Source organism: Sphingomonas sp. URHD0057 (assembly GCF_000620665.1).
Classification (GTDB): Bacteria; Pseudomonadota; Alphaproteobacteria; order Sphingomonadales; family Sphingomonadaceae; genus Sphingomicrobium.
Genome location: NZ_KK211162.1, coordinates 402,650 through 428,990, shown reverse-complemented (window position 1 = coordinate 428,990; position 26,341 = coordinate 402,650). Strand labels below are relative to the sequence as shown.

At 64.7% G+C, this 26,341-nt stretch carries 26 protein-coding genes, 1 tRNA gene and 2 riboswitches; of the genes, 11 read left to right on the top strand and 16 right to left on the bottom strand.

Annotated elements, in window-relative coordinates:
* Nucleotides 1-34 precede the first annotated feature (34 nt).
* The 3 genes from N539_RS0110910 to asnB form a co-directional block, all read right to left on the bottom strand.
* On the bottom strand, nt 35-895 hold the full coding sequence (locus N539_RS0110910; protein ID WP_028970276.1) for a class I SAM-dependent methyltransferase: 861 nt from the start codon (nt 893-895) through the stop codon (nt 35-37).
* Nucleotides 896-960: 65 nt separating this feature from the next.
* A complete protein-coding gene (locus N539_RS16750) occupies nt 961-2,070 on the bottom strand; it encodes a glycosyltransferase (RefSeq protein ID WP_051531751.1) in 1,110 nt (369 codons plus the stop codon).
* 4 nt (nt 2,071-2,074) lie between these two features.
* Nucleotides 2,075-3,964 carry an asparagine synthase (glutamine-hydrolyzing) gene (gene asnB / locus N539_RS16745; protein ID WP_051531750.1) on the bottom strand — a complete coding sequence of 630 codons (1,890 nt, stop codon included), beginning with the start codon at nt 3,962-3,964 and terminating at the stop codon, nt 2,075-2,077.
* A gap of 42 nt (nt 3,965-4,006) precedes the next feature.
* On the opposite strand from asnB, the gene N539_RS0110895 reads away from it, so the two are divergent.
* The 3 genes from N539_RS0110895 to N539_RS16740 all read left to right on the top strand — a co-directional run bounded on the left by N539_RS0110895 (nt 4,007) and on the right by N539_RS16740 (nt 7,452).
* A complete protein-coding gene (locus tag N539_RS0110895; RefSeq protein WP_028970275.1) occupies nt 4,007-5,290 on the top strand; it encodes a glycosyltransferase family 4 protein in 1,284 nt (427 codons plus the stop codon).
* A gap of 36 nt (nt 5,291-5,326) precedes the next feature.
* The gene (locus tag N539_RS0110890; protein ID WP_197018407.1) at nt 5,327-6,337 is read left to right on the top strand and encodes an NAD-dependent epimerase/dehydratase family protein; all 1,011 of its coding nucleotides are present in this window, start codon (nt 5,327-5,329) and stop codon (nt 6,335-6,337) included.
* A gap of 230 nt (nt 6,338-6,567) precedes the next feature.
* Complete coding sequence (locus N539_RS16740; protein WP_197018406.1) at nt 6,568-7,452, top strand: glycosyltransferase family 4 protein; 885 nt, start codon at nt 6,568-6,570, stop codon at nt 7,450-7,452.
* An 8-nt stretch (nt 7,453-7,460) separates the two neighbouring features.
* Here N539_RS16740 and N539_RS0110880 read toward each other — a convergent pair.
* From N539_RS0110880 to N539_RS0110825, 12 genes are all read right to left on the bottom strand, one after another.
* Nucleotides 7,461-7,546: transfer RNA gene (locus N539_RS0110880), tRNA-Leu, on the bottom strand.
* Between the two features lie 47 nt (nt 7,547-7,593).
* Complete coding sequence (locus N539_RS16735) at nt 7,594-8,673, bottom strand: EpsG family protein (protein ID WP_051531748.1); 1,080 nt, start codon at nt 8,671-8,673, stop codon at nt 7,594-7,596.
* A 73-nt stretch (nt 8,674-8,746) separates the two neighbouring features.
* Entirely contained in the window at nt 8,747-9,709 is a 963-nt protein-coding gene (locus N539_RS16730; RefSeq protein WP_051531747.1) for a retroviral-like aspartic protease family protein, read from the bottom strand.
* Between the two features lie 82 nt (nt 9,710-9,791).
* Nucleotides 9,792-10,211, bottom strand: coding sequence for a PilZ domain-containing protein (locus N539_RS16725; protein WP_037552746.1), 420 nt, complete (start codon nt 10,209-10,211; stop codon nt 9,792-9,794).
* Between the two features lie 35 nt (nt 10,212-10,246).
* Nucleotides 10,247-10,894, bottom strand: a complete 648-nt coding sequence (locus N539_RS0110860; RefSeq protein WP_028970273.1) for a DUF938 domain-containing protein — start codon at nt 10,892-10,894, stop codon at nt 10,247-10,249.
* Nucleotides 10,891-11,397: a CcdC protein domain-containing protein gene (locus tag N539_RS0110855; protein ID WP_028970272.1), complete on the bottom strand. Its 507-nt coding sequence runs from the start codon at nt 11,395-11,397 to the stop codon at nt 10,891-10,893. Before N539_RS0110855 ends, N539_RS0110860 begins: the two co-directional genes overlap by 4 nt.
* Nucleotides 11,398-11,408: 11 nt before the next feature.
* Complete coding sequence (gcvPB, locus tag N539_RS0110850) at nt 11,409-12,974, bottom strand: aminomethyl-transferring glycine dehydrogenase subunit GcvPB (protein WP_028970271.1); 1,566 nt, start codon at nt 12,972-12,974, stop codon at nt 11,409-11,411.
* Nucleotides 12,971-14,329, bottom strand: coding sequence for an aminomethyl-transferring glycine dehydrogenase subunit GcvPA (gcvPA, locus tag N539_RS0110845; protein ID WP_028970270.1), 1,359 nt, complete (start codon nt 14,327-14,329; stop codon nt 12,971-12,973). Before gcvPA ends, gcvPB begins: the two co-directional genes overlap by 4 nt.
* On the bottom strand, nt 14,329-15,078 hold the full coding sequence (locus N539_RS0110840) for a class I SAM-dependent methyltransferase (RefSeq protein WP_028970269.1): 750 nt from the start codon (nt 15,076-15,078) through the stop codon (nt 14,329-14,331). Before N539_RS0110840 ends, gcvPA begins: the two co-directional genes overlap by 1 nt.
* Entirely contained in the window at nt 15,075-15,446 is a 372-nt protein-coding gene (gene gcvH / locus N539_RS0110835) for a glycine cleavage system protein GcvH (RefSeq protein ID WP_028970268.1), read from the bottom strand. Before gcvH ends, N539_RS0110840 begins: the two co-directional genes overlap by 4 nt.
* Complete coding sequence (gene gcvT, locus N539_RS16720) at nt 15,446-16,645, bottom strand: glycine cleavage system aminomethyltransferase GcvT (RefSeq protein ID WP_081774318.1); 1,200 nt, start codon at nt 16,643-16,645, stop codon at nt 15,446-15,448. Before gcvT ends, gcvH begins: the two co-directional genes overlap by 1 nt.
* 61 nt (nt 16,646-16,706) lie before the next feature.
* Nucleotides 16,707-16,775: riboswitch (glycine riboswitch) on the bottom strand.
* A 1-nt stretch (nt 16,776) separates the two neighbouring features.
* Nucleotides 16,777-16,864: riboswitch (glycine riboswitch) on the bottom strand.
* A gap of 57 nt (nt 16,865-16,921) precedes the next feature.
* On the bottom strand, nt 16,922-17,560 hold the full coding sequence (locus N539_RS0110825; protein WP_231463032.1) for a hypothetical protein: 639 nt from the start codon (nt 17,558-17,560) through the stop codon (nt 16,922-16,924).
* Nucleotides 17,561-17,652: 92 nt separating this feature from the next.
* Here N539_RS0110825 and ispH point away from each other — a divergent pair, with 92 nt between their 5' ends.
* Entirely contained in the window at nt 17,653-18,609 is a 957-nt protein-coding gene (ispH, locus tag N539_RS0110820; protein ID WP_028970266.1) for a 4-hydroxy-3-methylbut-2-enyl diphosphate reductase, read from the top strand.
* Between the two features lies 1 nt (nt 18,610).
* On the top strand, nt 18,611-19,069 hold the full coding sequence (rnhA, locus tag N539_RS0110815; protein WP_028970265.1) for a ribonuclease HI: 459 nt from the start codon (nt 18,611-18,613) through the stop codon (nt 19,067-19,069).
* A 119-nt stretch (nt 19,070-19,188) separates the two neighbouring features.
* Here the strand turns inward: rnhA and N539_RS0110810 are convergent, their stop codons facing one another.
* Nucleotides 19,189-20,283 (bottom strand): NAD(P)/FAD-dependent oxidoreductase, encoded by a 1,095-nt coding sequence (locus tag N539_RS0110810; protein ID WP_028970264.1) that lies wholly within the window; start codon nt 20,281-20,283, stop codon nt 19,189-19,191.
* Between the two features lie 51 nt (nt 20,284-20,334).
* Here N539_RS0110810 and N539_RS0110805 point away from each other — a divergent pair, with 51 nt between their 5' ends.
* From N539_RS0110805 to N539_RS0110780, 6 genes are all read left to right on the top strand, one after another.
* A complete protein-coding gene (locus N539_RS0110805) occupies nt 20,335-20,808 on the top strand; it encodes an A24 family peptidase (protein ID WP_028970263.1) in 474 nt (157 codons plus the stop codon).
* A gap of 46 nt (nt 20,809-20,854) precedes the next feature.
* Nucleotides 20,855-21,907 carry a Flp pilus assembly protein CpaB gene (gene cpaB / locus N539_RS0110800; RefSeq protein ID WP_028970262.1) on the top strand — a complete coding sequence of 351 codons (1,053 nt, stop codon included), beginning with the start codon at nt 20,855-20,857 and terminating at the stop codon, nt 21,905-21,907.
* 1 nt (nt 21,908) lies between these two features.
* Nucleotides 21,909-23,381 (top strand): type II and III secretion system protein family protein, encoded by a 1,473-nt coding sequence (locus N539_RS16715; RefSeq protein ID WP_051531745.1) that lies wholly within the window; start codon nt 21,909-21,911, stop codon nt 23,379-23,381.
* A 29-nt stretch (nt 23,382-23,410) separates the two neighbouring features.
* Entirely contained in the window at nt 23,411-24,037 is a 627-nt protein-coding gene (locus N539_RS0110790) for a CpaD family pilus assembly protein (RefSeq protein WP_028970261.1), read from the top strand.
* 2 nt (nt 24,038-24,039) lie between these two features.
* Complete coding sequence (locus N539_RS0110785; protein ID WP_028970260.1) at nt 24,040-25,308, top strand: pilus assembly protein CpaE; 1,269 nt, start codon at nt 24,040-24,042, stop codon at nt 25,306-25,308.
* 63 nt (nt 25,309-25,371) lie between these two features.
* A complete protein-coding gene (locus N539_RS0110780) occupies nt 25,372-26,337 on the top strand; it encodes a type II secretion system F family protein (RefSeq protein WP_028970259.1) in 966 nt (321 codons plus the stop codon).
* Nucleotides 26,338-26,341 lie beyond the last annotated feature (4 nt).

Below are 26,341 nucleotides of genomic sequence, written 5' to 3'. Positions count from 1 at the left end.
TCTCAGAGCGGCCCGCGGCGATGTTTGATGAAACTCAGCCGGCTTTCGCGCGCGACCGCCGCTTAGGTGCTGACTTCGCCACGGCTTCCTCGGGCTTGTGGAACACATATTCGGCGCACCCCGAGCCGAACAAACCTTTCAGGCGAATGCGATACGGCACGGTCTGCCGATGCTCGAAACCCAGCTTCTTCATGAATGAAATGACTTCCGCCGGAGCCGCGGATTCGTAGGGAAAGCCGCCGAGCCAATCGTGCGCATCATGAGCGATACTCATCCCACGCTCGTTGCCTTCGCGCCAACGCCGCACCGGATTATGTCCGGTTAGCAGGAGCGCGGCCGCCCACGCCGCGTGATAGCCAATGCGGATAGTAACTTGAGCCGGTTTCGGAAGCAGGCTGTAGAATCTCTTCTCGCGCTTCCAGAAGCCGCACAGCGGGGTCTTTTCGTAAAGCGAGATGGCGAATGTCCCCCCGGGCTTGACGAAGCTCGCCGCCGTTTCGACCGCGCGCCACATCGCGCCGGTGTGGTGAAGGACGCCCCACGAATAGACGACGTCGAACTTGTCGTGGACGTGGTCGGGCAGTTCGAACACGGAGATCCGCTCGGCCCGCCAGTTGTCGCGGCCTTCCCCGGTCAGCAACTTGCGGGTGGTCGCGACCGAATCCTCGTCGATGTCGACCGCTACCACTTCCTTGGCGCCGAGCCGCAATGCACTGACCGAGAACAGCCCGGATCCAGACCCGATGTCGAGGAAGGTCTTGCCGGTGAGGTCGCCACACAGGCTCTCCACGCTTTCCCGGGCGTCGGTAATTCGCCGCTCATCGACCAGCTTGGAATAATCCGCCCAATTCTGGCCGAAACGGAAATGGGTCGAAACATCGAGAAGATCAGTCATTCGCCCGCCCTATCAACGTCTCGACGAATGACAACCGCCGACGCGACCTCTTCGCCAAACGCAGCTCAAGTCACTGTGCTCGCATGCAAATCAACCAGCAGCGCCCGGTAGGCAGCAAGCGATGCCTCACCCGACAATTCCCTCGCCCGATCCCGCCCGATTTGGGGGGCGGAAGGTTCGTCGAGGGCCTTCTCCATCGCGGTAGCCAACGCCTGGGCGTCGCCATTAGCGACTAGGGTGCCGAACCGGCCGCCATCGAGAAGCTCGTCGGCTCCCGTCGTCCGCGTGCTGACGATCGGCAGGCCCGCGTGAAGGGCTTCGACGAGGACGTTGCCAAAGGATTCCTCGCGCGACGGCAGGACGAACAAATCGGCCGACGCGTAGAGCGGCCAAGGGTCCGCGACATAGCCGGGAAACAGAATTCGCTCCCCTACCCCCCGTTCGCGCGCCAGCGATTGTAGCGGTTCCAGAAGCGGGCCGTCTCCGGCGATCATCAGTTGCGCATTCCGGTCATCGGCCAGGCGGGCGAAGGCCAATATGAGCAGCTGGTGGTTCTTCTCCTCCTTGAGCTTGCCGACGGTCAGGATGCGTGGGCCCGATCCCACCCACATCGCTTCGGTGTCCGGCGCCGACCGAAGCTCTGAGGGAAGTTCGACGGGATTGTGAATGACAGTGAACTTGCCGACCGGAATGCCCGACAACTTAGCGAGGTCGCGAGCAGCCCCGGCAGAGACGGCCACTCGCGCGTCCGCCAGGGGATAGAAAAGGCGCGTCGTCAACCTAAGCGCAGCTTGCGTCGCCTTCGAGCGATAATGATCGGAGAGGACGGAGTGGTCACTAACGACCACATGCGTCCCGACACGGGCAATCTTTGCGGCGAGGATGCCGGCAATGGTCAGCGGCCACATCCGGACTTGCATCGAGCGAGGCCTGTGCTGCCGGAGATAGCGGACCAAAGGACGAATCGCACCGCGGATCCGGCCCGCTCCGAGGTCGAACACGCGGGCCTGCGATGGCAGCTGGTCGAGCAGTTCGCCGCGCTTCTGCATCAAGACGAGATCGACTGCCTGGCCCTCGTCGATGAAGTTCCGGATGAGCCGTAGGGCGATGCGTTCGGCGCCGCCGTAGCGCATATCGGGCAGCACGAAGGCGACGGGCCGATTGTCTCTTTGCACTTGATCAGCTGCCGCTGATGCGGAGCGCAAGATGATCGGCTTGCGGTGGGGGCCGCGCTTCCGAATTCCACGACTCGAACCAGGCCTGGAAGCAGAAAATCAGCCACAACAGCGAATAGTTGACCGGCTTGCCGGCACGATAGCGGTCCAGCAGCGCAAGCAGCTTCGAGCGATCGAAGACATCCGAGCTGACGCTTCCCAGCATGTCGATGAACTCGCGCTGGTAGAAGTCGCGGATCCATTCGCGCACCGGCACCGCGAACCCGCGCTTGGGCAGCCGACACAGGTCGTCGGGCAGGTAGCGCGCCAGCAATCGTTTCAGGAGATATTTGGTCTCGCCATTCCGAATCTTGAACTTCGTCGGAAGCCGGGCGCCGAATTCGATCAGCCGTTGATCGAGAAACGGCTCCCGCCCCTCGATGCTATGGAACATGGTGGCCCGGTCGACCTTCACCAGGTTGTCGTCCGGCAGATACCGATCGAAGTCCCACTGGGACATCAGCGCCAGCAGGTCGCCCGATGACGATGCGGCCGATGGTTCCTGAAACGCTGGGATCAGATCGGCAAGCTCGCGCACGGACGAGTCGATGCGCATGTTCTGGTAAAAGGCGATGAAGTCTTCGTGCCGCAACAAGTCGGCGTAACGCGCGAACCGGCCAGAGCCTGCCGATAGCCCCGCCCCGTCGGCGCCGGCAAATGCTGCCCGCGCCGTGAACCGACCAGCGGTCCCGATCCGGCGCGATTGGGTCCAGCGGTCGAGGAACTGGGTGTAGCGCTCATAGCCGCCGAACAGCTCGTCCCCGCCATCCCCGCTCAGCACCACCTTCATCCCCGCCGATTTGGCGAGCCCGGACACGAAGCTGGTGGGAACGCCGGACGTGTCGCCGAACGGCTCGTCGTAGATGCAGGCGAACTGGCGCAGGATTTCGAAGCCTTGTGCCGCGTCCAGCCGCGCCTCCGTATGATCGGACCCGATATGTTCGGCGATTCTCCGCGCGTCCGGCGATTCGTCATAGTCCGCTTCACCGAAGCCGACGGTGAACGTGTGGATTCGGCCGTGATGCTTGCTGAGAATGGCGGCGACGAGGGAGCTGTCGACGCCCGAGCTCAGGAACACTCCGACGGGGACGTCGGCGACCATGCGATAGTTGAAGGCGCTGATTGCCAGCGCTTCCAGCTCATCGAGGAGATCTTGCTCGGTTCGACCTTCCCAGGACTCATCAGGCTCGAAACAGGCCTCCCAATAGCGATGCCGCTCGAGCCGGCCCTCGTGGAGCTTGAGATAATGTGCCGGCGGAACCTTGCGGATGTCCTCGAGGATCGAAAGCTCGCTGCCGATATATCCGAAAGCGAAGAACTCGCTCAGCGCAGCGTTGCTGATCGCGCTCTTTTCGGAAGCGGTGAGATATGGCTGGAAACACTTCAACTCGCTTCCAAAGGCGAGGCGGCCGCCATTCCAATAGTAATAAAGCGGCTTCACCCCCGCCCTATCGCGGAACAGGTAGAGCGCGCGGTCGCGGCGATCGTAGATCGCCATCGCGAACATGCCGATGAAGCGCTCGACGCAGGCCGGGCCCCAACGGCGGAATGCCTTGAGGATGACTTCCGTGTCGGATGCCGAGGCGAACCCGTCGCCCAGTCGTTCCAGCTCAGCACGGATCTCGCGATAATTGTAGATTTCGCCGTTGAAGGTGATGACGAGGTCATCGACCACCATCGGCTGATGACCGCCGGGCGAGAGGTCGATGATCGACAAGCGCCGGTGGCCGACCCCAACGCCATCCTCCAGGAAGTAGCCTTGGTCGTCCGGGCCGCGGCGGCTCACGCGATCGGTCATCGCGCGAAGCATCGCCATGTCCGCGCCCGGGTCGACAAATCCCGCTATGCCGCACATGTGTCGGGCTGGATAAGGGCGGTGTTCGAATAAGCAAGCTGCATGACGAGGCAGGATTCCGGCGGTGACCGGCGGGACACCGCCAAAGTCCTCTACATCACGTATGACGGCCTGACCGATCCGCTCGGCCAATCGCAGGTTCTGCCTTACCTGCTTGGGCTAGCGGCGCTCGGTCACCGAATCACGATCCTCAGCTGTGAAAAGGCGGCCGCTTTCGACAACGACGGCGAGGCGATCCGACGCGTATGCGCGGCGGGAGGGATCGAGTGGGCGCCGTTGCGCTACCACAAGCATCCGCCGGTGGTCTCATCGGCCTACGATCAGGCGATGCTGACCCGGACCGCGGCGCGACTGCATCGGCAGCGCAGGTTCGATTTCGCCCATTGCCGAAGCTACATTCCCGCCGCGACGGGGCTTCACCTCAAACGACGCTATGGCGTCCCCCTGCTGTTCGACATGCGCGGCTTCTGGCCCGAGGAGAAGAGCGAGGGCGGAAGCTGGAACTTGCGCAACCCGGTCTTCCGGTTGGTCTACCGCCACTTCAAGCGCCTCGAGAGCCGGCTGCTGAGCGAAGCGGACGCCATCGTCAGCCTGACCGAGGCGGGCAAGACCGAGCTCCTTCGCCGCCCCGAACTTCGCGGCGAACCCAGGCGGATCGAAGTTATCCCCTGCTGCGTCGAGGTCGACCATTTCATGCTCGCCGGGCCGGAAAGCCGCGGCGCGGCGCGCTACGCGCTCGGCATCGCAGATGATGCGTCGGTTCTCGCCTATCTCGGATCGCTCGGCGGGAATTACATGCTGGGCGAAATACTCGACTTTTTCCGGGTCTATCGGACACGGCACCCGGGGGCGCGCTTCCTGTTCATCACCCGGGAGTCCCCGCAAGCGATCGAGGATCGCGCGGCGAATCTTGGCCTCGACCCGCGCGACCTCGTGATTCGGGCCGCCCAGCGCGACGAGGTTCCCCGCCTGCTCGCCGCCGCCGACCTCGGTATCGCCTTCAAGCAGCCGTCCTTTTCCGCGCTCGGCTGCTCGCCGACCAAGCTCGGCGAGATGCTGGCGGTTGGCCTTCCGATCGTCGCCAATGCCGGAGTCGGCGACGTCGCCCAGACGTTAGAACAAACCCGCGCCGGTGTAGTGGTCGGCGGCTTCGACGAGGATAAGTACCGGCAGGCCCTTAACGAAGTGGAACGCTCCAGCGTGCAACCAGACGACCGTCGGCAAGCCGCCATCGATTGTTTCGACGTCAAGCTCGGGATCGGCCGCTACGACGCGATCTACCGGCGGCTTCTCGCGCCCGTTGGCAACCAAGGGGCGTGCCGTTAGTTGCGGCGGCTCAATTACCACGGGAAGAGTGCGACAGTGCCCAAACAGCGTATCTTCATTTCGGGCGTCGCCGGCTTCCTTGGCAGCCACCTGGCCGACGCCTTCCTCGCCGACGGCCACGAGGTCATCGGCAACGACAATATGATCGGCGGCTATCTCGACAACGTCCCCGACGGCGTCGAATTCTACCAGTTCGACTGCAACGATTTCGATAAGCTCCGCCATCACATGAAGGGCGTCGACATCGTCTATCACTGCGCAGCGACCGCTTATGAGGGGCTGTCGGTCTTCTCGCCGCACCTGATCACGCAGAACATAGTCGGCGCCTCGACCGCGATGATCTCGGCGGCGATCGCGAACAACGTGCGGCGCTTCGTCATGTGCTCATCGATGGCCCGCTACGGCACCAACCAGGTGCCGTTCACCGAAGACATGGTGCCGCGCCCGCAGGATCCGTATGGCATCGGCAAGTACACCGCGGAGCTGATGCTCCAGAACCTCGCCGAAACGCATGGCATGGAGTGGGTGATCGCGGTCCCCCACAACATCTACGGCCCGCGCCAAAAGTACGACGACCCCTACCGCAACGTGCCGAGCATCTTCATCAACCTGATCCTCCAGGGGCGGCAGCCGGTGATCTACGGCGACGGCACCCAGAAGCGCTGCTTCAGCTACGTCACCGACGACATCGACCCGATGAAGCAAATGGCGTTCGACCCGGCCTGCGCGGGCGAGATCATCAACATCGGCCCGGACGACGAATTCGTCACCATCAAGGAGTTGGCTGAGATGGTCGGGCGGCTCATGCAATTCGACCTGACGCCGAGCTTCACCAAGGGACGGCCGCGCGAAGTCGAGCTTGCGAATTGCTCGGCGGACAAGGCCCGCCGGCTGCTTGGGTACGAGCCCAAGATCAGGCTCGAGGAAGGCGTCGGACAGATGATCGACTGGATCAGCCACCGCGGCGTCCGCCCGTTCAAATATCACCTCGAGCTCGAGATCGTGAACGAGAGCACGCCGGAAACCTGGTCGAAACGGCTATTCTAGGGGCGATGAGCGCGGCTCAACTACCGGAACGGCGCCTGCTGGTGCTTGCCAGCAAGCCCAGAGGGCTCTCGCCGAGCCAGCGGTTCCGGCTCGAACAATGGGCTCCGAGCCTAGCCCGCGACCATGGCATCACGCTCGATTTCGCGCCGTTCGAATCCAAACGGCTCGCGGACATCCTCTACAAGCGCGGCCACTACGCGGAGAAGGCCTGGCTGGTCGCGGCGGATTTCGTGCGGCGCTCGACGGTCTTGCGCGAGGCCCGGGACTATGACGCCGTGGTCATCCATCGCGAGGCGGCGCTCATCGGCCCGGCCATTTACGAGCGGCTGCTCGCGTGGTCGGGCAAGCCGATCATCGTCGACTTCGACGATTCGATCTGGTCGCCTGCGCAACAGATGCGCCACGGAATTTTTTCTCGGCTTCATTTCTTCGGAAAGACCCGAACAATCTGCGGCCTGGCGACCGCAGTCAGCGCCGGCAACGAATTCCTCGCCGATTACGCCCGACGCGTGAACGATAGGGTGTTCGTCGTCCCGACGAGCATCGACCTGGAGCGCTACCCCATTCAGCCGGAACCCCTCGCCGACCGACCGTTCGTGGTCTGCTGGACGGGCTCGACCAGCACCCTGGCTCACTTCGAATTCGCCCGCGAGCCGCTCGAGCGGCTCGCTCGCCTCATCCCGCTCGTCGTGAAGGTCATATGCAACGAGCCGCCGACGCACCCCATCGCCGGCGCGGAAATGCGTTTCGTCCCATGGTCCGAGGAGCGCGAGGCCGAGGAAATCGGACATTCGCACGTTGGCATCATGCCGCTACCGGACGACGAGGTGACGCGCGGGAAATGTGGCCTCAAGGCCCTCCAATGCATGGCCACCGGACGACCGGTCGTGATCTCCCCAGTAGGCGTCAACAACGAGATCATCGAACATGGACGCAATGGCTATCTTGCAGCCGACGCCGATGGTTACGTCGAAAGTCTACTAAGCCTTGCGAACTCGACGGAGCTGCGCCGGCAAATGGGCGCGGCCGCGAGGAAAACGGTGGAGAAGTCCTATTCGGCGAATGCGGTGGCGGCACGGTTCGCCAAAGTGGTGCGCAGCGTCACCGAACACTGATTGCCAGCTGGTGCCCCTGGTCCGACTCGAACGGACACTCCGGTTAAGGAACTCGATTTTGAGTCGAGCGCGTCTACCATTCCGCCACAGGGGCTCCGCGGCTCGGCCTAGCTAGCGGTCGCTCAGCGGCGTTGCAAACGGTCAAAAGCTCCAGAGATGGTAAGGCACCCAGTAGCGGGCGTGGTGCGCGTAATTCAGCCAGGTGAATTGAACCGTCGCCAGGTAGATGATGATCAACAGGGTGCCGACGCCCTCGGTCGCGAAAACGCTCTTGGGTCGCGAAAGCACGGCGAGCTGAAGGGGAATGATGTAAAGCGCGATCCGGTCCAGCGCGGCGCTCGACGGAAGCAGCACCAGCACTGCCGGAAGCCCCAACGCGACCAGGGCGAGGTTGCGCCAGATGCGCCATTCAACCGTCGAGAAACCGAGCTTCGAGCGTCGCAGGAAGAGGAGGACGGCCGGGAAGAAATCCATCGCGATCCTGACGCCGGCGCCTTCGGAGGCGTATCGCGCGTCGATGTAGTTGGAGATGTATCGATCGAGCGAGTTGGAGAGGAACAGGTAATAGAGGAGATAGGCGAGGATCACGCTCACCAGCAATTGGATGAAGCGGGCCCGTTCGTTGCCGACGGCAATGAACGGCAAGGCGATGATCGCGGTGCGATGAAACATCGCGGCGAGAACAACGTAAATCCCCACCCGAACCACTGACGTTGTCCGGATGTAGGACGCCATCGCCATCAAGATGAAGCCGATGCTGACCGCCTGGCGCGTATAGCCCATGGCAACGACGATGATCAGGTACGGGACGGCGACCAGGACCGTCAGCCAAGGCCGCGCCTGGACTTCCGCAAAGCGGCAAATTCCAATGGCGACGATGATGCCGCAGACGAGATTGACCAGCCACAGGTCGGCACCGAGCCCCTGAACGACAATGTTCAGCAGGTAATAGCCGGGATCGCCGATCTTCGGGATGTCGGCGAAGGTCTGGAATCGCGTACTGTAGAAGATTTCGGCGTACGATCGCCAATCGGCGCCAACCTTGAACCGAAAGCCGATCAACAGAGCCGTAAGGAACAGGCCGAACCTCAGCAGGCCCTTGGACACCCCAGCATAAATGCGCGCATTCGGCTGGCCAGAAGCGGCGACGGCGGCGCTATTCGCTTGCTCGATCAGCGAGCCGGAGGCGAAGTAGAGAAACAGGCACCAATAAACGAGCAAAGCCGCTTCCCCCCACCGTACGAACGGTCAATTGCCGCCTGGGACCGGCAATGACAACAGCGGCTTTGGGAGTTCAGTTCCGCAGCGCTTCAGGCGGCCGGTTCAGTCGCGCGAGCCTGGTGTCGAGCGCGCTATGCTCGGGCATGACCACCCGGAGCCGGCGATTGGCAAAATCGATCGAGACCTTCTTGAACGCCCGGATCGCATTCATGCCGAGCAGCATCGCCGGCCGATTCTCGAGCCGCAGCTGCTTGAACGTGTGCGCCGGCGCGAAAACGACGGCGAGATCGCTGAGAGTCACGCCGCCGATCTGGAGCTTGCGAATGAAAACCACGTCGCCCAGCAGTTTCTCTCCGGTGACCGAATCCATCTGAACCTGGCGCACGCCCTCGATCGAGTTGTCGGCCTCGAGCTGGCGGCGCAAGGCCGCATTGCCGATGCTCAATTGTGCCCCCGTGTCGAGCACGACGGTCACCGGGCGCCCGTTCGCGACCGCCTCCGTCAGAACGAGACGGCCATTGCGACGGTTGGCCCGAATCACGATCGTTCCCGGCTCATCCTTGAAATCGGGAACCGCCGCCGGGACGATCGACATGGTTTGCGCATCGAAATCGAACAATATGCGCTGGGCGCGAAGCGAATCCACGCCGAGGATGCCATCGGCGCCCATGTTCGCGCTCTCGAGCAGCGGCGCATCATCGATCCGCACCGGCTTGTGGGTAAGCAAGAGGCTTGGAACCATCGCGGTGCTGACCCTGGACACGCCGGCGACGCTGTGCAGCGCTGCTTTCTGGCCGCTTTGAAGCCCGAGCTGAGCGGCTATGTCGCGGGAGATCGCCGTCCGATCGGCGCCGGTATCGACAAGAAAGTGGTACGGACCGATGCCCGACAGCAGGACGGGGACCGTCATGCGGTCATAGCGCTCATTCCGGAATTTGACGTCCTCGGTCTGAGTCGTGGTGTCGATCTTGGCGGCGGAAACGGTCTCTACCTGAAGAATTGCCGGTTCGGCCCCAATGGCGGGGGCTGCCGACAACAGCGATAAAGCAAATAGCGGACAAACCCGCATCGCGCTCTCCCTGTCGGGAGCCTACGCCCGATGCGCTGATCCGGCAAACCTACTCGCCGGGCCGGTCAGTTCCGTTGCTGTCCATCCAGTCTTGAATCCAGCGCCGTTCTACCTGCGAGAGTTGGTGCCGCGTCACGGCCGGCCGGTTGAACAGCTCGGACGGCAGCGGCTTAGCCTCGCGGCGCGGCACGTGACGGAGCACTTCCGCAGGCTCGAGCGGCTTTTCGAAAGCAACGCCGGCGTGGCTTCCCTGGACCCAGGCGATCCGCGCGCGGACTCGAAGATCCTTCCGGCAAAAGGTTACGCTTGCAAATTCTGGCAGGCTTTCCGCGCCTTGGACCAGTGCGCCGTCGCTCGACAGATTACGCAGCTTCACCTCGTGCACGGCGCCGCCAAGCTCAATCGTCGCCGTCAACAGGACCGGCGAACGTCGCGAGCGTCGATTCTGACCGATGCTGCTTTCGTCCATTCCACGCGCATAGCGCGCGTTTGGTAAAGCTTGGTTTAACGCGAACCGTCTGCCCGGCGAAACAGCAGCATCAAATTGTTGGCCGGCATCGCCCGAGTGTCCTCAAGCGCGAGGCTCCTCGATTGCGCCGCTCTCACAAAATCCTCGACCCGGCGCAGGCCCCATTCCGGATCGCGTCGCTTAAGGTTGTCGTCGAACTCGACATTGCTCCGCGCGGTTGGAATGTTGTCCTTCAGCCAAGGGCCGTAGAGAATGAGCGGGCCACCGATCGGCAGGAGGCGTCCAGCGCCCGCAATCAGCCCGAGCGCCGAAGTCCACGGACTGATGTGCACCATGTTGATGCTGAGGATCGCATCGGCCCGTTCGATCGGCCACGCGGCCGCTGCGGCGTCGAGGGCGACCGGTTCGCGAATGTTGGGCAATGCCGCTGCTGCGCGCCGGGCGCGGATCGAGTCGAGGGCGTCAGGGTGCAGGTCGCTCGGCTGCCATTCGAGCCCCCCGAACCTTTCGGCGAAATGGACCACGTGCTCGCCGGTCCCGCTGGCAATCTCCAGCACCGTCCCGCGCTCAGGCAACCAGTCGGCCAGCACGGCCGCGATCGGCTCCCGGTTACGGAGCGCCGCTGGAGCGGACAGCGGACCGCCAGCGCTCGGCGCCTCGTAGAAGCGCCTCTCATCGCTCATTGGGCCGCTGGGATTTGCCGCGCCCTCAGGAACAGTTCGAGCCGCGTCGCCGACAGAAGCCCGAGTGCAAAGCCGATGAAGGCATCGGTCAACAGCATCGCGCCGCTGCCAGGATGGCCCACGGCGGTGTCGCCGAAGATGGCGCGAGCGCCGAGCTTCAGAACGACCAGCGCCGCCAGCAGGACGATCGCGATGGGCGAGGCCTTCTGACGAAGCTCACCGCTCTCGGCGTCGCGATGGATGCGGATCAATTTGCCACGATGCCAGCCGATTGCGGCACCGACGCCGATCCCGAGGACGGCCAACCCCCAGCCGATCGGTGGCGGCGGAAGCGCCACCAGCATCGACCCCGCAAGCAGGAGATAGACGACCGGAACGACCCACAAGGTTTCAACCTTCAGCGGCCGCTCTTTGCTCATCGACCGGAATCGCAGCGCGAGCACGACCGCGATGATGACGAACGGCACGAGCGCCGTGACCCAATTTCCCCCCGATTGATGCACTCGGCTACTCCCTACTCGGCGGCCTGAGCGGCGCCCTGCTCTTTGTATGTGAGGACCGGCTTGCGTGCCGCAAGCGTTTCGTCGAGGCGGCGGCGCGGGGCGTGGACTGGCGCGGCCTTCAGGCTCTGATCGCCGGCCTTGGCGCGCCCGGCGATCGAGCGGAGGGCCGTGATGAACTGGTCGAGGCTCGCCTTGGACTCGGTCTCCGTCGGCTCGATCAGCATGGCGCCGTGGACGACCAGCGGGAAATACATGGTCATCGGATGGAAGCCTTCGTCGATCAGCGCCTTGGCGAGGTCGAGCGTGCTGACGTCGCCAGCGAAGCCTTTGTCAGAGAAGATCGCCTCGTGCATGCACGGGCCGCTCGTCGCGAAGGGCGCGTCGAGCACGTCTTCCAGGCTTCGCAGGATGTAATTGGCGTTGAGCACCGAATCCTCGGCGACTTGTTTCAAGCCATCCGCTCCGTGGCTCAGGATATAGGCCAGCGCCCGCGTGAACATGCCCGTCTGGCCGTGGAAGGCGACCATGCGGCCGAAGGTCCGGCCGTGATGCTCGCCCGCGGTCTCTTCCTCGACCAGGCGGAACTCATCACCGTTGCGTTCGACGAACGGAAGCGGCGCGTAAGGCGCCAGCGCTTCGGACAAGACGACCGGACCCGAGCCCGGCCCGCCCCCTCCATGCGGGGTCGAGAAGGTCTTGTGGAGGTTGATGTGCATCGCATCGATGCCCAAGTCGCCGGGGCGGACCTTGCCGACGATCGCATTGAAATTGGCGCCGTCGCAATAGACGAACGCGCCCACGGCATGCACCGCGTCGCTGATCGCCTTCATGTCCGGTTCGAACAGGCCGCAGGTGTTGGGGTTGGTGATCATCACCGCCGCGACATCGGGACCGAGCCGTGACGTCAAGGCGTCGAGGTCGACGCGTCCTGCCGTGTTCGCCGGAATGCTCTCGACCCGGTAGCCGGCAAAGGCCGCGGTCGCCGGGTTGGTGCCGTGCGCGCTCTCGGGAACCAGCACGACCTCGCGCTTGTCGCCCCGCGCTTCGAGAGCTGCCCGAATGCACAGCAAGCCACACAACTCACCGTGCGCGCCGGCCTTGGGGCTCATCGCAACGGCAGGCATGCCGGTGAGGGCGAGCAGCCATCGCGCCAGCTCGTCGACCACCTGAAGCGCGCCCTGCACGGTCTCCTGCGGCTGGAGCGGGTGGACGTCGGCAAACCCTGGCAGCCGCGCGACCTTCTCGTTCAGGCGGGGATTGTGCTTCATCGTACAGCTTCCCAAGGGGAAGAGGCCGAGATCGATCGCGTAATTCTGGCGGCTGAGGCGGGTGTAATGGCGGACCGCTTCGGGCTCCGAAAGGCCCGGCAATCCGATCGGCCGCGACCGCTCGAGGCCGCCGAGCCGGGTTTCGACCTTTGGCAAGTCCGCGAAATCGACGCCGGTCGTCTCGCTTGCATCGATTTCGAAAATCAGCGGCTCTTCGAGCATTAAGGCACGGTTGCCGGTGACGGTCTGCGCTTCGCCCTGTTCGTTCGCAGGCGCAGACGGCCGCCAGCCCGAAGGATTGACGGTCATCGGGCGATCTCCTTCAGCGCGGTCTCCAGGGCAGCCACGTCCTCGTCGGTGACCGTCTCGGTGACCGCGACGACCAACCCGTTCTGCAAGACCTCGACGGCTGGGTAGAGGCGGCCGAGCGATACGCCGCCGAGCACGCCTTTTTCGACCATCGCATGGACGGCCGGCCGAGCCTCGACCGGCAGCTTCAGCGTAAACTCGTTGAAGAAGCTGTCGTTGACCAATTCCACTCCTGGAATCGCAGAAAGTCGATCCGCGGCCTCGCGCGCGCGCGCGTGATTTAGTGACGCGAGTTGCCTCAGCCCCTTCTCGCCTAGCAAGGTCAGGTGGGCGGTGAAGGCAAGCGCGCACAGCACCGAGCTGGTGCAGATGTTCGAGGTCGCCTTCTCGCGGCGGATGTGCTGCTCCCTGGTCGAAAGCGTGAGCACGAAGCCGCGCTTGCCTTCGGCATCGACTGTCTCCCCCGCCAGCCGCCCCGGCATCTGGCGGACATGCTTCTCGCGGCAGGCGAACAGGCCGACATAGGGCCCGCCGAACTGTAGCCCGACGCCGATGCTCTGGCCCTCGCCGACAACGATGTCGGCGCCCATTTCGCCCGGCGATTTAATTAGCCCCAGTGCGACCGGCTCGGTGACCACTGCGATCAGTAGTGCCCCGGCGGCATGCGCAGCTTCCGCAATCGGCGTCAGGTCGGTGATCCGGCCAAGAATGTCGGGATATTGGACGACGACAGCATTGGTTTCATCGTCGATGCTGGCGATCAGGCGAGCGGCGTCCGTTTCGGCATCCAGCTCCGGAAACGCGGTCTCGAGCCGGTCCTCGGTGAACTTGGCCATCGTCTTCGCGACGCTGACGTAATGCGGGTGCACACCCGACGAGATAATCGTCTTGTTCCGCCGCGTGATGCGGTGGGCCATGACGATCGCTTCCCACATCGCGGTTGAGCCGTCGTACATCGAGGCGTTGGCCACCTCGCAGCCGAACAGGCGCGCGACCTGCGACTGGAATTCGAACATCATCTGCAGCGTGCCCTGTGCGATCTCGGGCTGGTAGGGCGTGTAACTGGTCAGGAACTCGCCGCGCTGGATGATGTGGTCGACGCTCGCGGGAATGTGATGCTTGTAAGCGCCGCAGCCGAGGAAGAAGGGGACGTCGCCCGCGACCATGTTCTTGCGCGACAGGGCGGTCATGTGCCGCTCGACCGCCATTTCCGACGCGTGCATCGGCAGGCCCTCGATCGGGCCGCTGAGACGCGCGGCCTCGGGCACGTCGCGGAAAAGATCGTCGATCGAGCTTGCGCCAACCACCCGCAGCATCTCGCTGCGATCGGCGTCGCTCAGCGGCAAATAACGCATCAGTCGGGCTTTCTCATGATGAAGCGGAGACGAACGTAGTCGGCGACATCGGAACCGACGTGGTCGGCAATTGCGGAGGCGATCGAGACGCGCTCCTCATCGGGCACGCCGGCGCGGTCGAGCCAGCCCTTGCGGAAGGTCATGACCCAGGCGGCAATGCCGTGCTCGATGGGAGTCGGACGCTCGATCAGCCGAGCGTCGATCTCGCGGAAGCCGGCGCGTTCGTAAACTTCGGCGAACTCTTCGGGCGAGGCGTACCAATTGCTCGCGTCGACCGGCGGCGGATAGCCCCGGAGGATCAGCTCCTCATCGAGCGCCTCGCGCAGCTTCTGAATGTTGCCCTCGCCGCCCATCTCACCGGCGAAGCGCCCGCCTGGCTGGAGCGCGAACCAGATCGCGCGCGCTGCGCGTTCCTTGTCGAGGACCCAGTGGAGCGTGGCATTGGAGAAGGCGGCATCGAACGATTCGCTGAACTTCATGTCGGCGGCGTCCATCAGCCGCGCGTCGAGCCCCTTTTCGCGTGCCGCGCCGATCATCTCGAGCGAATTGTCGATCCCAACCACAGTGGCCCCGCGCTCGACGATCTTGACCGTCAGCGTGCCGTCACCGCAGCCGACGTCGAGGATGTGCTCGCCCGGCTGGGGGTCGAGCAGGTCAAGGGCAGCGCCGCCAAGTTCGGCAACGAAGCCGCCAACCTTGGCATAGTCGGCCGCGTCCCATTTGCTGGTCGAGATTACGGTGGGCTTCAAAGCGTCTTCACCCACTCGCGATAGGCGCCCTCGTCCATCAGGCCGTCGAGCTCGCCCGTGTCGTCGAGCCTGAGCTTGAAGAACCAGCCGTCGCCCTCGGGATCGCGGTTGATGACCGCGGGATCGTCGGCGATCGCGGCATTGCCCTCGATCACCTCGCCCGAAACGGGGGCGTAAACGTCGGAGGCTGCCTTCACGGATTCGACGACCGCGGCTTCCTGGCCCTTATTCAGGCGCTTTCCGGCTTCGGGCACCTCGGCGAAGACGATGTCGCCCAGCGCCTCCTGCGCATGGTCCGAAATGCCAACGGTCGCGGTGTCGCCGTCGACCCGGATCCATTCATGGTCTTTGGTGAAATAGACGGTCATCAGGCGGCTCCCTTGCGGTGATAGCGGTGGGGGACGAAGGGCATCGTGGCGACTGTGGCTTCGAACAGCTTGCCGCGCTGCTCGAGCTTTAGTGCCGTGCCGACCTCGGCGAACGGCGTTGCCGCATAACCCATGGCGATCGGCCGTCCGAGCGAGGGTGAGAAGCCGCCGCTGGTGATCCTGCCGATCTCATTGCCTTCGCCGTCCAGCACGAGCGCGCCTTCACGCACCGGCTGGCGCCCGTCGATAACGAAGCCCACGCGCTTCTGCGGCGGGCCGTTCTCCAACTCGGCGAGAATGCGCATCGCGCCCGCGAACCCGCCTTCGGCGCGGCGGCGTTTGTTGATCGCAAAGGTCAGCCCGGCCATCACCGGCGTCGTCTCATGATCGATGTCGTGGCCGTAGAGGGGCAGGCCGGCTTCGAGGCGCAGCGAGTCGCGCGCACCGAGGCCGATCGGCTTTGCTGCATCGTGCGCGACAATCGCGTCGGCAATGTCTGCGGCGGCGACGGCGGGGACCGAAATCTCGAACCCGTCCTCGCCGGTGTAGCCGGACCGGCTGATCCACAGATTGTGCCCCTGCCAATTGAACGGCGCGCCCTGCATGAAACCGAGGTCGGCGACGCCGGGAACAATCGTTTCGAGGACTTCGGCGGCGCGCGGCCCCTGAAGCGCGAGGAGCGCCTGTTCCTTCATGTAATCGACGACGACGGTCGCTGGCAGGCGCCGCCGCAGATAGTCCATGTCGCCGTGCTTGGTGGCGCCGTTGACGACGACGTAGAAGTCCTCGCCGCGGCGCGTCGCCATCAGGTCATCGACGATCCCGCCATTGTCCTCGAGCAACAGCGAATATTTGGGCTTCATATCCGGGGCTGACTGAAGGTCGCCCGGGAGCAGCTTCTCGAGCGCGGTATCCGCACCCTTCCCGTGCACCAGCAGCTGGCCCATGTGACTGACGTCGAACAGGCCGGCGTTTTCGCGCGTCCAGTTATGCTCGGCGATGATGCCTTCGTACTGGACCGGCATTTCGTAGCCCGCGAACGGCACCATTCGTCCGCCCCTGGCGCGGTGCCAGGCGTCGAGCGGGAGCTTGTCGAGTGGATCCTGGGTTACTTCCGCGCCGCCCTGGGGATCGCCGCTATACGGCGTGCCCCGCGCTTGGGTCTCGTCGGTCGGGCCGCTGTGGACTTCCTTGCTCATTCATGCGCTCCGGCAAATGGTGCGACGGCCAAGGCGTCTCCCGACGCTTCAGCTGCCGCCCCCGTCTGTCCTTAGCGCCTGAGAGCTTTGCCCCTTCGGCGGCCCACTGCGGTGGGCTCTTTCCAGACTGTCAGGCGCGCGCGGTCCTTTGGCCTGAGAGATTCCGGGGGCGGTTGCTCCTTCGGCGCCGTCTAGGACGGACTCTCCCGCGCGGCCTCCCGGCATCCCTGCGGACACCGGCGACGCGGCACGCCTTGGCCGCGCCCACGCGCCGAGTCAACGCGTGGCGTTGTAGCGGATCTGCTCCTGCGTCAGCTGGAATCCGACGAGATGCTCGAAGGTTGCGTTGGCCACCGCCAGGCGGACCGCTGGATCGGACAGAGGATCGAGCGCGGCCTGCGGGTCGCCGGGCTTGCGCTCGCGCGTGATCGCGGCGCGAACACTCGCCGGAAGAGTCGCCGCGCCGCGGTTGACGCGCACCGTCGTCTGAATGCGCGTCCAGCCGTGAATGTCGCCGGCAGCGAAATTGACCGCGGCCTGGCCGATCTGCTTGGCGACCACCCTGGTGCCGCCCTGCAGCGCGACGTCGAAATAGGGGAGCAGGACCTGGCGCGCCGAGCCGGCATCGCGCCGCAACGCAACGACCGTGAAGGTGGCGGTCGAGACGACGTCATTGCCCGCGTCCTGGCAGGTCCCGCGGACATCCGTGACCGTCGCGGTTACGTCGATGGCCCGCGAATCCGTGCTGCTCGGCGGATTGAACAAGGTGATGTCGCCGGTCCCGGACGGCACGCCGAGGATGGGGCAGGTGCTCCGCACGGCGTAGACACCCTGCGTTTCTTCATCGATGTCCCCGGTGTGGCGGCAGCCGGCGAGCATGGTCAAGGCGAGCAGGGCGGTGAGGCGAAGCTTCACGAGTGCGAAATCCTTACGAGATCGGAATTGGTCTGCGCGTTCATAGGAAGGGCCTTCTATGGCTGCAAGCGAAGGCTTACATGCCTTTCCCGATGCTGAACCGAGCGCCCTCTCTGCCCCCACTGCGCGTGCTGATCGCGGCTCCGCGCGGCTTCTGCGCTGGGGTCGATCGCGCGATCCAAATCGTCGAGCTGGCGCTCGAGCGGTTCGGCGCGCCGGTCTTCGTGCGGCATGAGATCGTCCACAATCGCTTCGTCGTCGACCGATTGCGCGAAATGGGAGCGGTGTTCGTCGACGAGCTGGACGAAGTCCCGGACGACCGGCCCGTCGTCTTCTCGGCCCACGGTGTTCCCAAGTCCGTCCCGGCGGAAGCGCAGAACCGGAGCCTCACTTACGTCGATGCCACCTGCCCGCTCGTTTCCAAGGTTCATCGCCAGGCCGAGCGGTTGATTGCGGAGGGCCGGCACATCCTGTTCATTGGCCATGCCGGTCATCCCGAGGTTATCGGCACGTTCGGCCAGGTGCCGTCGGGGTCGATGACGCTGATCGAGACCGTCGAGGACGTCGGAAGGCTGGAGCTTGCCGAGCCGACCACCCTCGCCTTCCTCACCCAGACCACCCTTTCGGTCGACGACACCGCCGCGATCGTCGCGGCGCTCAAGGCACGCTTCCCCGAAATCCGAGCGCCGCGCAGCGAGGACATTTGTTACGCCACCTCGAATCGCCAGGCCGCGGTCAAGGCGATCGCGCCGGAATGCGACAAGCTGCTCGTGATCGGTTCTCCAAACAGCAGCAACTCGCTTCGCCTGGCAGAAGTCGCGCAGCGGATGGGCGTGCCGGCCCGGTTGATCGAGCGCGCAAGCGACATCGATTGGGACTGGCTGGGCGAGCCCAGCACGCTTGGCCTCACCGCCGGCGCCTCAGCTCCGGAGCTGCTCATTCGCGAAGTGGTCGATGCCCTGGGCTCACGCTTCGAAGTCACCGAGGAACAGGCCGACCATTCGCCCGAGCGAATGATCTTCAAGCTGCCGCGCGAGCTCGTTGCCTGAAGTGACGGATCTGCCCGAGGTCGAAATGTTCACCGACGGCGCGTGCCGCGGCAATCCTGGACCAGGCGGCTGGGCCGTGCTGCTGCGGATGGGCAAGAAGGAACGCGAAATTGCGGGCGGCGAGCCCCTCACCACCAACAATCGGATGGAGCTGCTCGCCGCGATCCGCGGCCTCGAAGCGCTCAAGCGGCCGTGCCGGGTCGGCTTGCACACCGACAGTATTTACGTGCGGGACGGCATCACGCGCTGGGTCCACAAATGGCGTCAGAACGGCTGGCGCACCTCCGACAGAAAGCCCGTGAAGAACGCGGATCTGTGGCAGGAGCTGATCGACGCCGCCGCGCCGCACCGGATCGAATGGCACTGGGTGAAAGGCCATAGCGGACACCCCGAGAATGATCGGGTCGATGCCCTGGCGTGCGCGGAAGCCGACCGGCAACGACCGCGGCAACCTAGCTAAAGTTAACTTGGAATAGCCGGGCGCTCAGTGTCTTACCGCTGGATCACCGACTCTTTTCAACCCTGTGGGGGGGCGGTGGGGGGAGATCTGGCACGTGATCTCCCCCAACGGCCATTCGATCATCGCCTGAAGCGAGCCGGGGAAAAGGCGCCCAGGCCGATGTGCGCGACCGTTGGATCGGGCGGCTGGCCGAGCAGAAGGGACGCGGCGAGCCTTCCCGCGGCCGGCGAAGTCTGGATTCCGAACCCGCCCTGCCCAACGCACCAGAAGAACTGCGGCATGGCCGGGTCGAAGCCGTAGACCGGCAAGCGGTCGGGAGCGAAGGTCCGGAGACCCGCCCAGCTTCGCTCGACCTGCTCGACCGGCCAATCGACGACCTCCTGAAAGCGAGCGATGGCGATGGCGATGTCGATTTCTTCGGGCGCGACATCGCCGGGTGCGCTCGGAATCTCATCGTGCGGGCTGAGCCACAGCGTTCGGTCGCCTTCGCCCTTGAAATAGAATGTCCCGCCAGCGTCGTTGACGAGCGGCAGGCCCTTCAGTCCGGAGCGCCCGACCCGCAACTGGACCATCGTTCGGCGTTTGGGTTCGAGCCCGAGCGGCGCGACATCGCAGCGCACGGCGACCTCGTCTCCCCAGGCTCCGGCCGCGTCGACGAGCATCGCGGCGCGCAGGTTCGAGCTGCCGGCCAGGGAGACCGACCACGCGCCATCGGACCAGCTGGCCTGCTCGAGCCGCGAATCGGTCGCGACCGTGCCGCCCGCTCGCCGGAATTGACCAAGAAAAGCGCCATGAAGCGCCGCGACATCGATGTCGGCGCACCCAGGCTCGAACAATGCCCTGGTCCAGCGCGGGCGAAGTCCGGGCACCATCAGCTCCAGCGCCTCCCGCTCGATTCGGAGGGCGACGACGCGGTCCGGCACTTCCGGCCACGGGCCATCGGAAAGACTGAGGCCACCCCGGCGGAACAGGAAGCCGCGCTCCGAGAAATCGCTCGGCGGCCGCTCTAGAAACGGGCCGGACGCAATGGTCAACTCCGCGATCGCGGGGCCGCCATAGCTTTCCAGATAAAAGGCCGCGGATCGTCCCGTCGAATGGAAGCCGCATTGATCTTCCGCTTCGACGATCAAGGTCCGGCGCTTGGCCGCGACCTCTGCTCCAAGGCTCGCTCCGGCAATCCCTCCGCCGACGATGATGATGTCGAAATCATTCATTCTCGAGGCCGGTTACGAATTGGAAAGCCGTACCGTCTAGTGGGTTAGGCCATGTTCAACGGCGCTTTCACGGAAATCCTGCTCGCTTGCCTTGCGGCGCTGCTCGTCATCGCCGCGGTGGTCGACGCCAGGACGTTCACGATTTCGAATCGGCTGAACCTGACGGTCGCGCTGCTCGCGCCGCTCTATTGGCTGTCGGTTGCACTTTCGCCGTGGCCCGGCGTCGCAATCCAACTCGCGGCCGGAACCGCCGTCTTCGCGATTCTCGCGGGCGCCTTTTACGCCGGCATGATGGGCGGCGGCGACGTTAAGCTGGCCGCTGCACTGGCGCTCTGGTTTCCACCGGGAATCACCGTGAAATTCCTTGTGCTGATGTCCATCGTGGGTGGCGTCCTGACACTCGCTCTGCTGGCCTGGCATCGCGCCAGGCAGCGCGAGGGCCGGCCCGAGATTCCGTACGGGGTCGCGATCGCTTGTGGCGGTCTGGCGATTCTCGCCCAACGCTTTCTTAACCAATTTGCCTGATGTCTGTGACTGATTTCGGGGCCCTTCCAGGGGAGGCGATCGCGCCATGAATGTAAAGAAGCTCGCTCTGCTCATTGGAGCTTTGGTCATTGCGGTAGTTACCGCGGTGATGGCCAAGAACATGTTTGCCGGCGCGGGAGCGCAACAGGCGGCCGCTGCACCAGCGGTGCCGCTTGGACCTAAGATCCTGGTCGCTCGCAAGGCGCTGGCCGTCGGCACGATCATCGATGCCGAAAGCCTCACCTATCAGCCTTGGCCCAAGGAACTGATGCAGAGCGCTTATTACGTCGAGGGTGGTGCGGACAGCGACACCAAGACGTTGCTCGGCACCGTCGTGCGTTATCAGATCACTGCCGGCCAGCCGCTCACCCGCGGCGCGCTGGTGGGGCCGCGGGACCGAGGCTTCCTCGCCGCGGCGCTTGGCCCGGGCATGCGCGCAATCACGGTTCCGGTGAACGTGTCGACCGGCGTCGCCGGCTTCGTCTTCCCGGGCGACCATGTCGATGTCGTCCTGACGCAGAACGTCGAGGGCGGCGGCGATGGTCCGGCACTCAAGGTCTCGGAGACCATCATCCGCAACGTCCGCGTCCTGGCGACCGACCAGCGGATTACCGACAAGGACAAGGACGGCAAGACCGAGGTCAAGACCTTCTCCAACGTGACGTTCGAAGTGACCCCGCGGATCGCGGAGAAGCTCGCCGTCGCGCAGAGCCTGGGTACGCTGTCACTGTCGCTGCGCTCGATCGCCGACAATACGGCCGACCTCGAACGCGCCGTCGCCTCAGGGGAAGTCAAGGTCCCGGCCAATGCCGACCCGGCGCAGGAAAAGCAGATGCTGCTCGCGATCGCCAATCGACCGAGCGACAACAACACGACGTACACCACGGGTGGCGACGTGTCGCGCTTCCAGCGCCGCTCGGTGCCGGCACGCGCTTCAGACAAGGCCGATCAGGCGATCGGTGCGCTCAGCAGTCTCGCGAGCGCAATTCGCGGTGGGCCCGCACCCGCCGCCGCAGGGGGAACTCCGGCTTATTCCGGACCAGTCGTTCGCGTCGCACGCGGCAACAATGTCACCGTCGTTCCGGTGGGAGCTCGCTAAAATGAATAGTCGTAAAACCATTCGCCGAGCGCGCCTCGGCACCGCTTTCGCGGCCCTGGCGATCGCCTTGGCCTCGGTCAGCGCGACTGCTCCGGCCGTCGCCCAGCCGAGCGCTGCCCGGCCGTCGGAGTCGCTGAACCTCAGCCAGGGCACGGGCACAATGGTCCGCTTGTCCGATCCGATGTCCGACGTGTTCGTCGCTGACGACAACGTCGCCGACGTCCAGGTCCGCTCGCCGAACCAGCTGTACATCTTCGGCAAGAAAGGCGGCGAAACCACCGTCTACGCAACCGGCAAGTCGGGCCGCGTTGTCTATGCCGCTAACGTCCGCGTCGGCAACAATTACAGCACGGTCGGCGAAATGCTGCACCTGGCGATGCCGGAAGCGGCCATTCAGGCCACTCCGATGAACAATCTCGTGCTGTTGACCGGCACGGTTGCCAATCCGGAGGACGTCGCCGAAGCGCAGCGGCTGACCCAGGCCTATGTCGGCGAGGGTACGCAGGTCGTGACCCGGCTTCGCTCGGCAACGCCGCTTCAGGTGATGCTCAAGGTTCGCATCGCCGAGGTCAATCGCTCGATGCTCAAAAAGATCGGCGTCAATCTCCTCAACCGCGACAGCCGTTCCGGCCACCTGTTCGGCATCGGCCGCGGGAGTCCCGGCACGATCAACGTCGCCAAAGGACCGGCCGATCCGATCACCGGCGTCATCCCGGAAACGGTAACCGGCGCCACCTTCAATTTGCTCACTGGGGGCACGACGCTTGGCCTGTTCGGCCACATCTTCGGCACTGACCTGCTGGGCACCCTCGACCTGATGCAGACGGATGGGTTCGCGAGCACGCTCGCTGAGCCCAACCTCACTGCCCTATCGGGCGAAACCGCTAGCTTCCTCGCCGGCGGCGAGTTCCCGATCCCGGTCAGCCAGGGCAATAACGCTGTCACCATCGAGTATAAACAATATGGTGTCGGGCTCGCCTTCACGCCGGTCGTCCTTGGCGACGGCCGCATCTCGCTTCGGGTTCGCCCGGAAGTCAGCGAGCTGAGCGATGCGGGCTCTGTAAAGCTTGGCGGCTTCACCGTCCCGTCACTGATCACGCGGCGCGCCGAAACCACGCTTGAGCTCGGCTCTGGTCAGTCGCTCATGCTCGGCGGCCTGCTTCAGAACCGCAACGACAACAGCATCGAGAAGGCGCCGTTCCTCGGCGACCTCCCGATCCTGGGGTCCTTGTTTCGGTCGACGAGCTATCAGCGTAACGAGACCGAGCTGGTCATTGTCGTGACGCCGTATCTGGTGCGTCCGGTGTCCGGCCAGATCGCGTTGCCGACCGACGGCTATCGTGCGCCGAACGACGTGCAACAGATGCTCATGGGCCGCAACTTCACGGGGGTCAGCGGGCCGGCCGGTGTTGTGCCGTCCGCGGCTGTTGCCGTTCCCGCGGGCGCTGCCCCGGCTCCGGGGTTCAAGCTGTGAACCGCCGCTATCTCAAGAAGGATGCGTCCATGCGTTCGAAACTCCTCGTCATCGCGCTGAGCTCGGCGGTTGCCGCCTGCACGGCGCCGCAGCAGCAGGCCGATCGCGGCGTTGCCTCAGTCAACATCCCGGTCGTCACTCGTGCCGACTATGTGTTCGACGCCTCTGCGCCGGGCGGCGTCCTTGCGCCGGGTGAAGCGGAGCGGCTCGACGGCTGGTTCCGCGGCCTCGACCTCGGCTACGGCGACACGGTTTATGTGGACGGCGGCGATGGACCTGCGGCGCGCGGTCAGGTTGCCCGCGTGGCGGGTGGATACGGCATGCTGGTGTCGGCCGGCGCCCCGGTTAATCCGGGCGTGGTTCCCGCCGACACGGTTCGGGTCGTGGTGAGCCGCAACCGCGCGGTCGTCCCCAACTGCCCGAACTGGAGCCGGCCTTCTGCTCCGGACCCCGAAAACCATTCGATGTCGAACTATGGCTGCTCCGTAAACAGCAACATCGCGGCCATGGTCGCCAATCCGGAAGACCTGATCCACGGCCGCGAGGGCAATGGAGTCGGCGATACGCTCACCGCCGCCAAGGCCGTGCAGTTCTATCGCGCCACGCCGCCGTCGGGCGCCAAGGGTCTTCAGTCCGTCAGTCCGAAGGGTAACTAATGATGAACGCTCCGTTCCAGGCACGCGCGGGTCTGCGTGACCCCTTCACCGCTTTCGTTTGCGATGACGCGACCGCCGACATGCTGCGGCCGGTGGCGGTCGAGCACGGCTGGTCGCCGGAGAAGGTCAACAAGGGCGGCCTGCGCAATGCAGTTCAGTCGCTGTCGGTTTCCGCGAGCCCGAACATCCTGTTCGTGGACTTGAGCGAATCCGCCGACCCGCTCAACGACATCAACGCGCTTGCCGAAGTCTGCGAGCCGGGCACGATCGTGATCGCCTCCGGCGCGGTCAATGACGTGCGCCTCTATCGCGACCTCGTCGCCAGCGGCATCCACGACTATCTGCTGAAGCCGTTCACGGTCGACCAGCTGCGCGACACCTTCGCACATGCCCAGACGATCCTGTCGGGCCCGCGCGGTGAAGTCCAGGCCGACAAGCCGCACGTGATGGCCGCGGTCATCGGCGTGCGCGGCGGGGTCGGCGCTTCGACCATCGCGACGTCGCTTGCCTGGCTTCTGGGCGAGAAGGCGCGCCGCACCACGGCGCTGCTTGACCTTGACGTTCACTTCGGCACCGGCGCGCTGGCCCTCGACCTCGAGCCCGGCCGCGGCCTCACCGACGCGATCGAGAACCCGAGCCGTATCGACGGCCTGTTCATCGAGCGCGCCATGGTCCGCGCCAACGAGCGCCTTTCGGTGCTCTCGGCGGAAGCGCCGATCAACCAGCCGATGGTGACCGACGGAACCGCCTTCTTCCAGCTGCAGGAAGAGATGCGCAACGCGTTCGAGTCGACCGTTCTCGACCTGCCGCGCCACATGCTGATCCAGTATCCGCACCTCGTCCACGACGCGCACGTCGCGGTCGTCGTTGCCGAGCTGACGCTGGCGGCGACGCGCGACACCATTCGCATCCTCGCCTGGCTCAAGTCGAACGCGCCCCAGACCAAGGTTGTGGTGGTCGCCAACGGCATCCCGAGCGGCGGCGCGCTGGAGATCAGCCGCAAGGACTTCGAGCAATCGATCGAGCGTCCGGTCGACATCGTCTTCCCGTTCGATTCGAAGATCGCGGCCCAGGCGGCCAAGCTCGGCAAGCCGATGGCGGAAGTCGCCGGCGGAAAGATCACGACGCCGTTCAACACTTTGTCGAACATGGTGCTGAGCAACGCCAGCGACGAAGGCGCCGCGCCGGAGACCAAGATCGCCGGCGCCAAGTCGCTGGTCGATAACCTGAAGTCGATGCTGCCCAAGTCGAAGGACAAGGCGGCCGCCTAAGCGGGCAAGTTTCTGCGCCGGCGGCAACGCCGACGCGCGCGAGAGTGAGAGGCAAGACACGAAATGCTTCTGTGGGTCATCCTGGTCGGTGCTGTCGGCGCGGCTCTGCTCGCTTTTGCGGCGGTGCGCGGTCCTTCCGCATCCAAAGCGGTCAAGCGCCGCATGGAGCTCGTCAAGGAGCGCCACGGCGACGTCATCGCCGGCAATGCCCAGGCGCAAATCCGCAAGCTTATGGCGCAGCGGACGAGCAAGTTCGAAGGCTATGCCTCGACCTTGATCCCGAAGCCGGCGCTGATGCGCAAGCGCTTGGAAATGACCGGCAAGAACATCTCGCTCGGCAAATATGCCGTCGTCTGTCTCGGCATCACCTTTGCTGTGCTCCTCGCGACCGTAGTCAAAGGGGCGCCGATCCTGCTGGGTCTGCTCCTCGGACTCCTGTTGGGCGTGGGCTTGCCGCACTTCATCATCGGCAAGATGATTCAGCGCCGGGTGAAGAAGTTCACATCGAACTTCCCTGATGCCATCGAGCTGATGGTGCGTGGTCTTCGCTCTGGCCTGCCGATCACGGAAACGCTGGGCATCGTCGGCACCGAGATTCCCGGCCCGGTCGGTCTCGAGTTCCGCATGGTCTCGGACAAAATGAAGATCGGCCGCACGATGGAAGCTGCCCTCCAGGAAACGGCCGAGCGTCTCGGCACGCCGGAGTTTCAGTTCTTCGTGATTACGCTCGCCATCCAGCGCGAGACCGGCGGCAACCTCGCCGAGACGCTGTCGAACCTGGCCGACGTGCTCCGCAAGCGCGCCCAGATGCGCCTGAAGATCCGGGCAATGAGCTCCGAATCCAAGGCTTCGGCTTACATCGTGGGCGCCTTGCCCTTCACCGTCTTCGGCCTCGTGTGGATGATCAACCCCAAGTACATGGGCGGATTTTTCACGGACGAGCGCCTGATGGTCGCCGGTCTGGGCGGCATGGTCTGGATGGGCATCGGCGCCCTGATCATGGCCAAGATGGTCAACTTCGAGATTTAGGAGG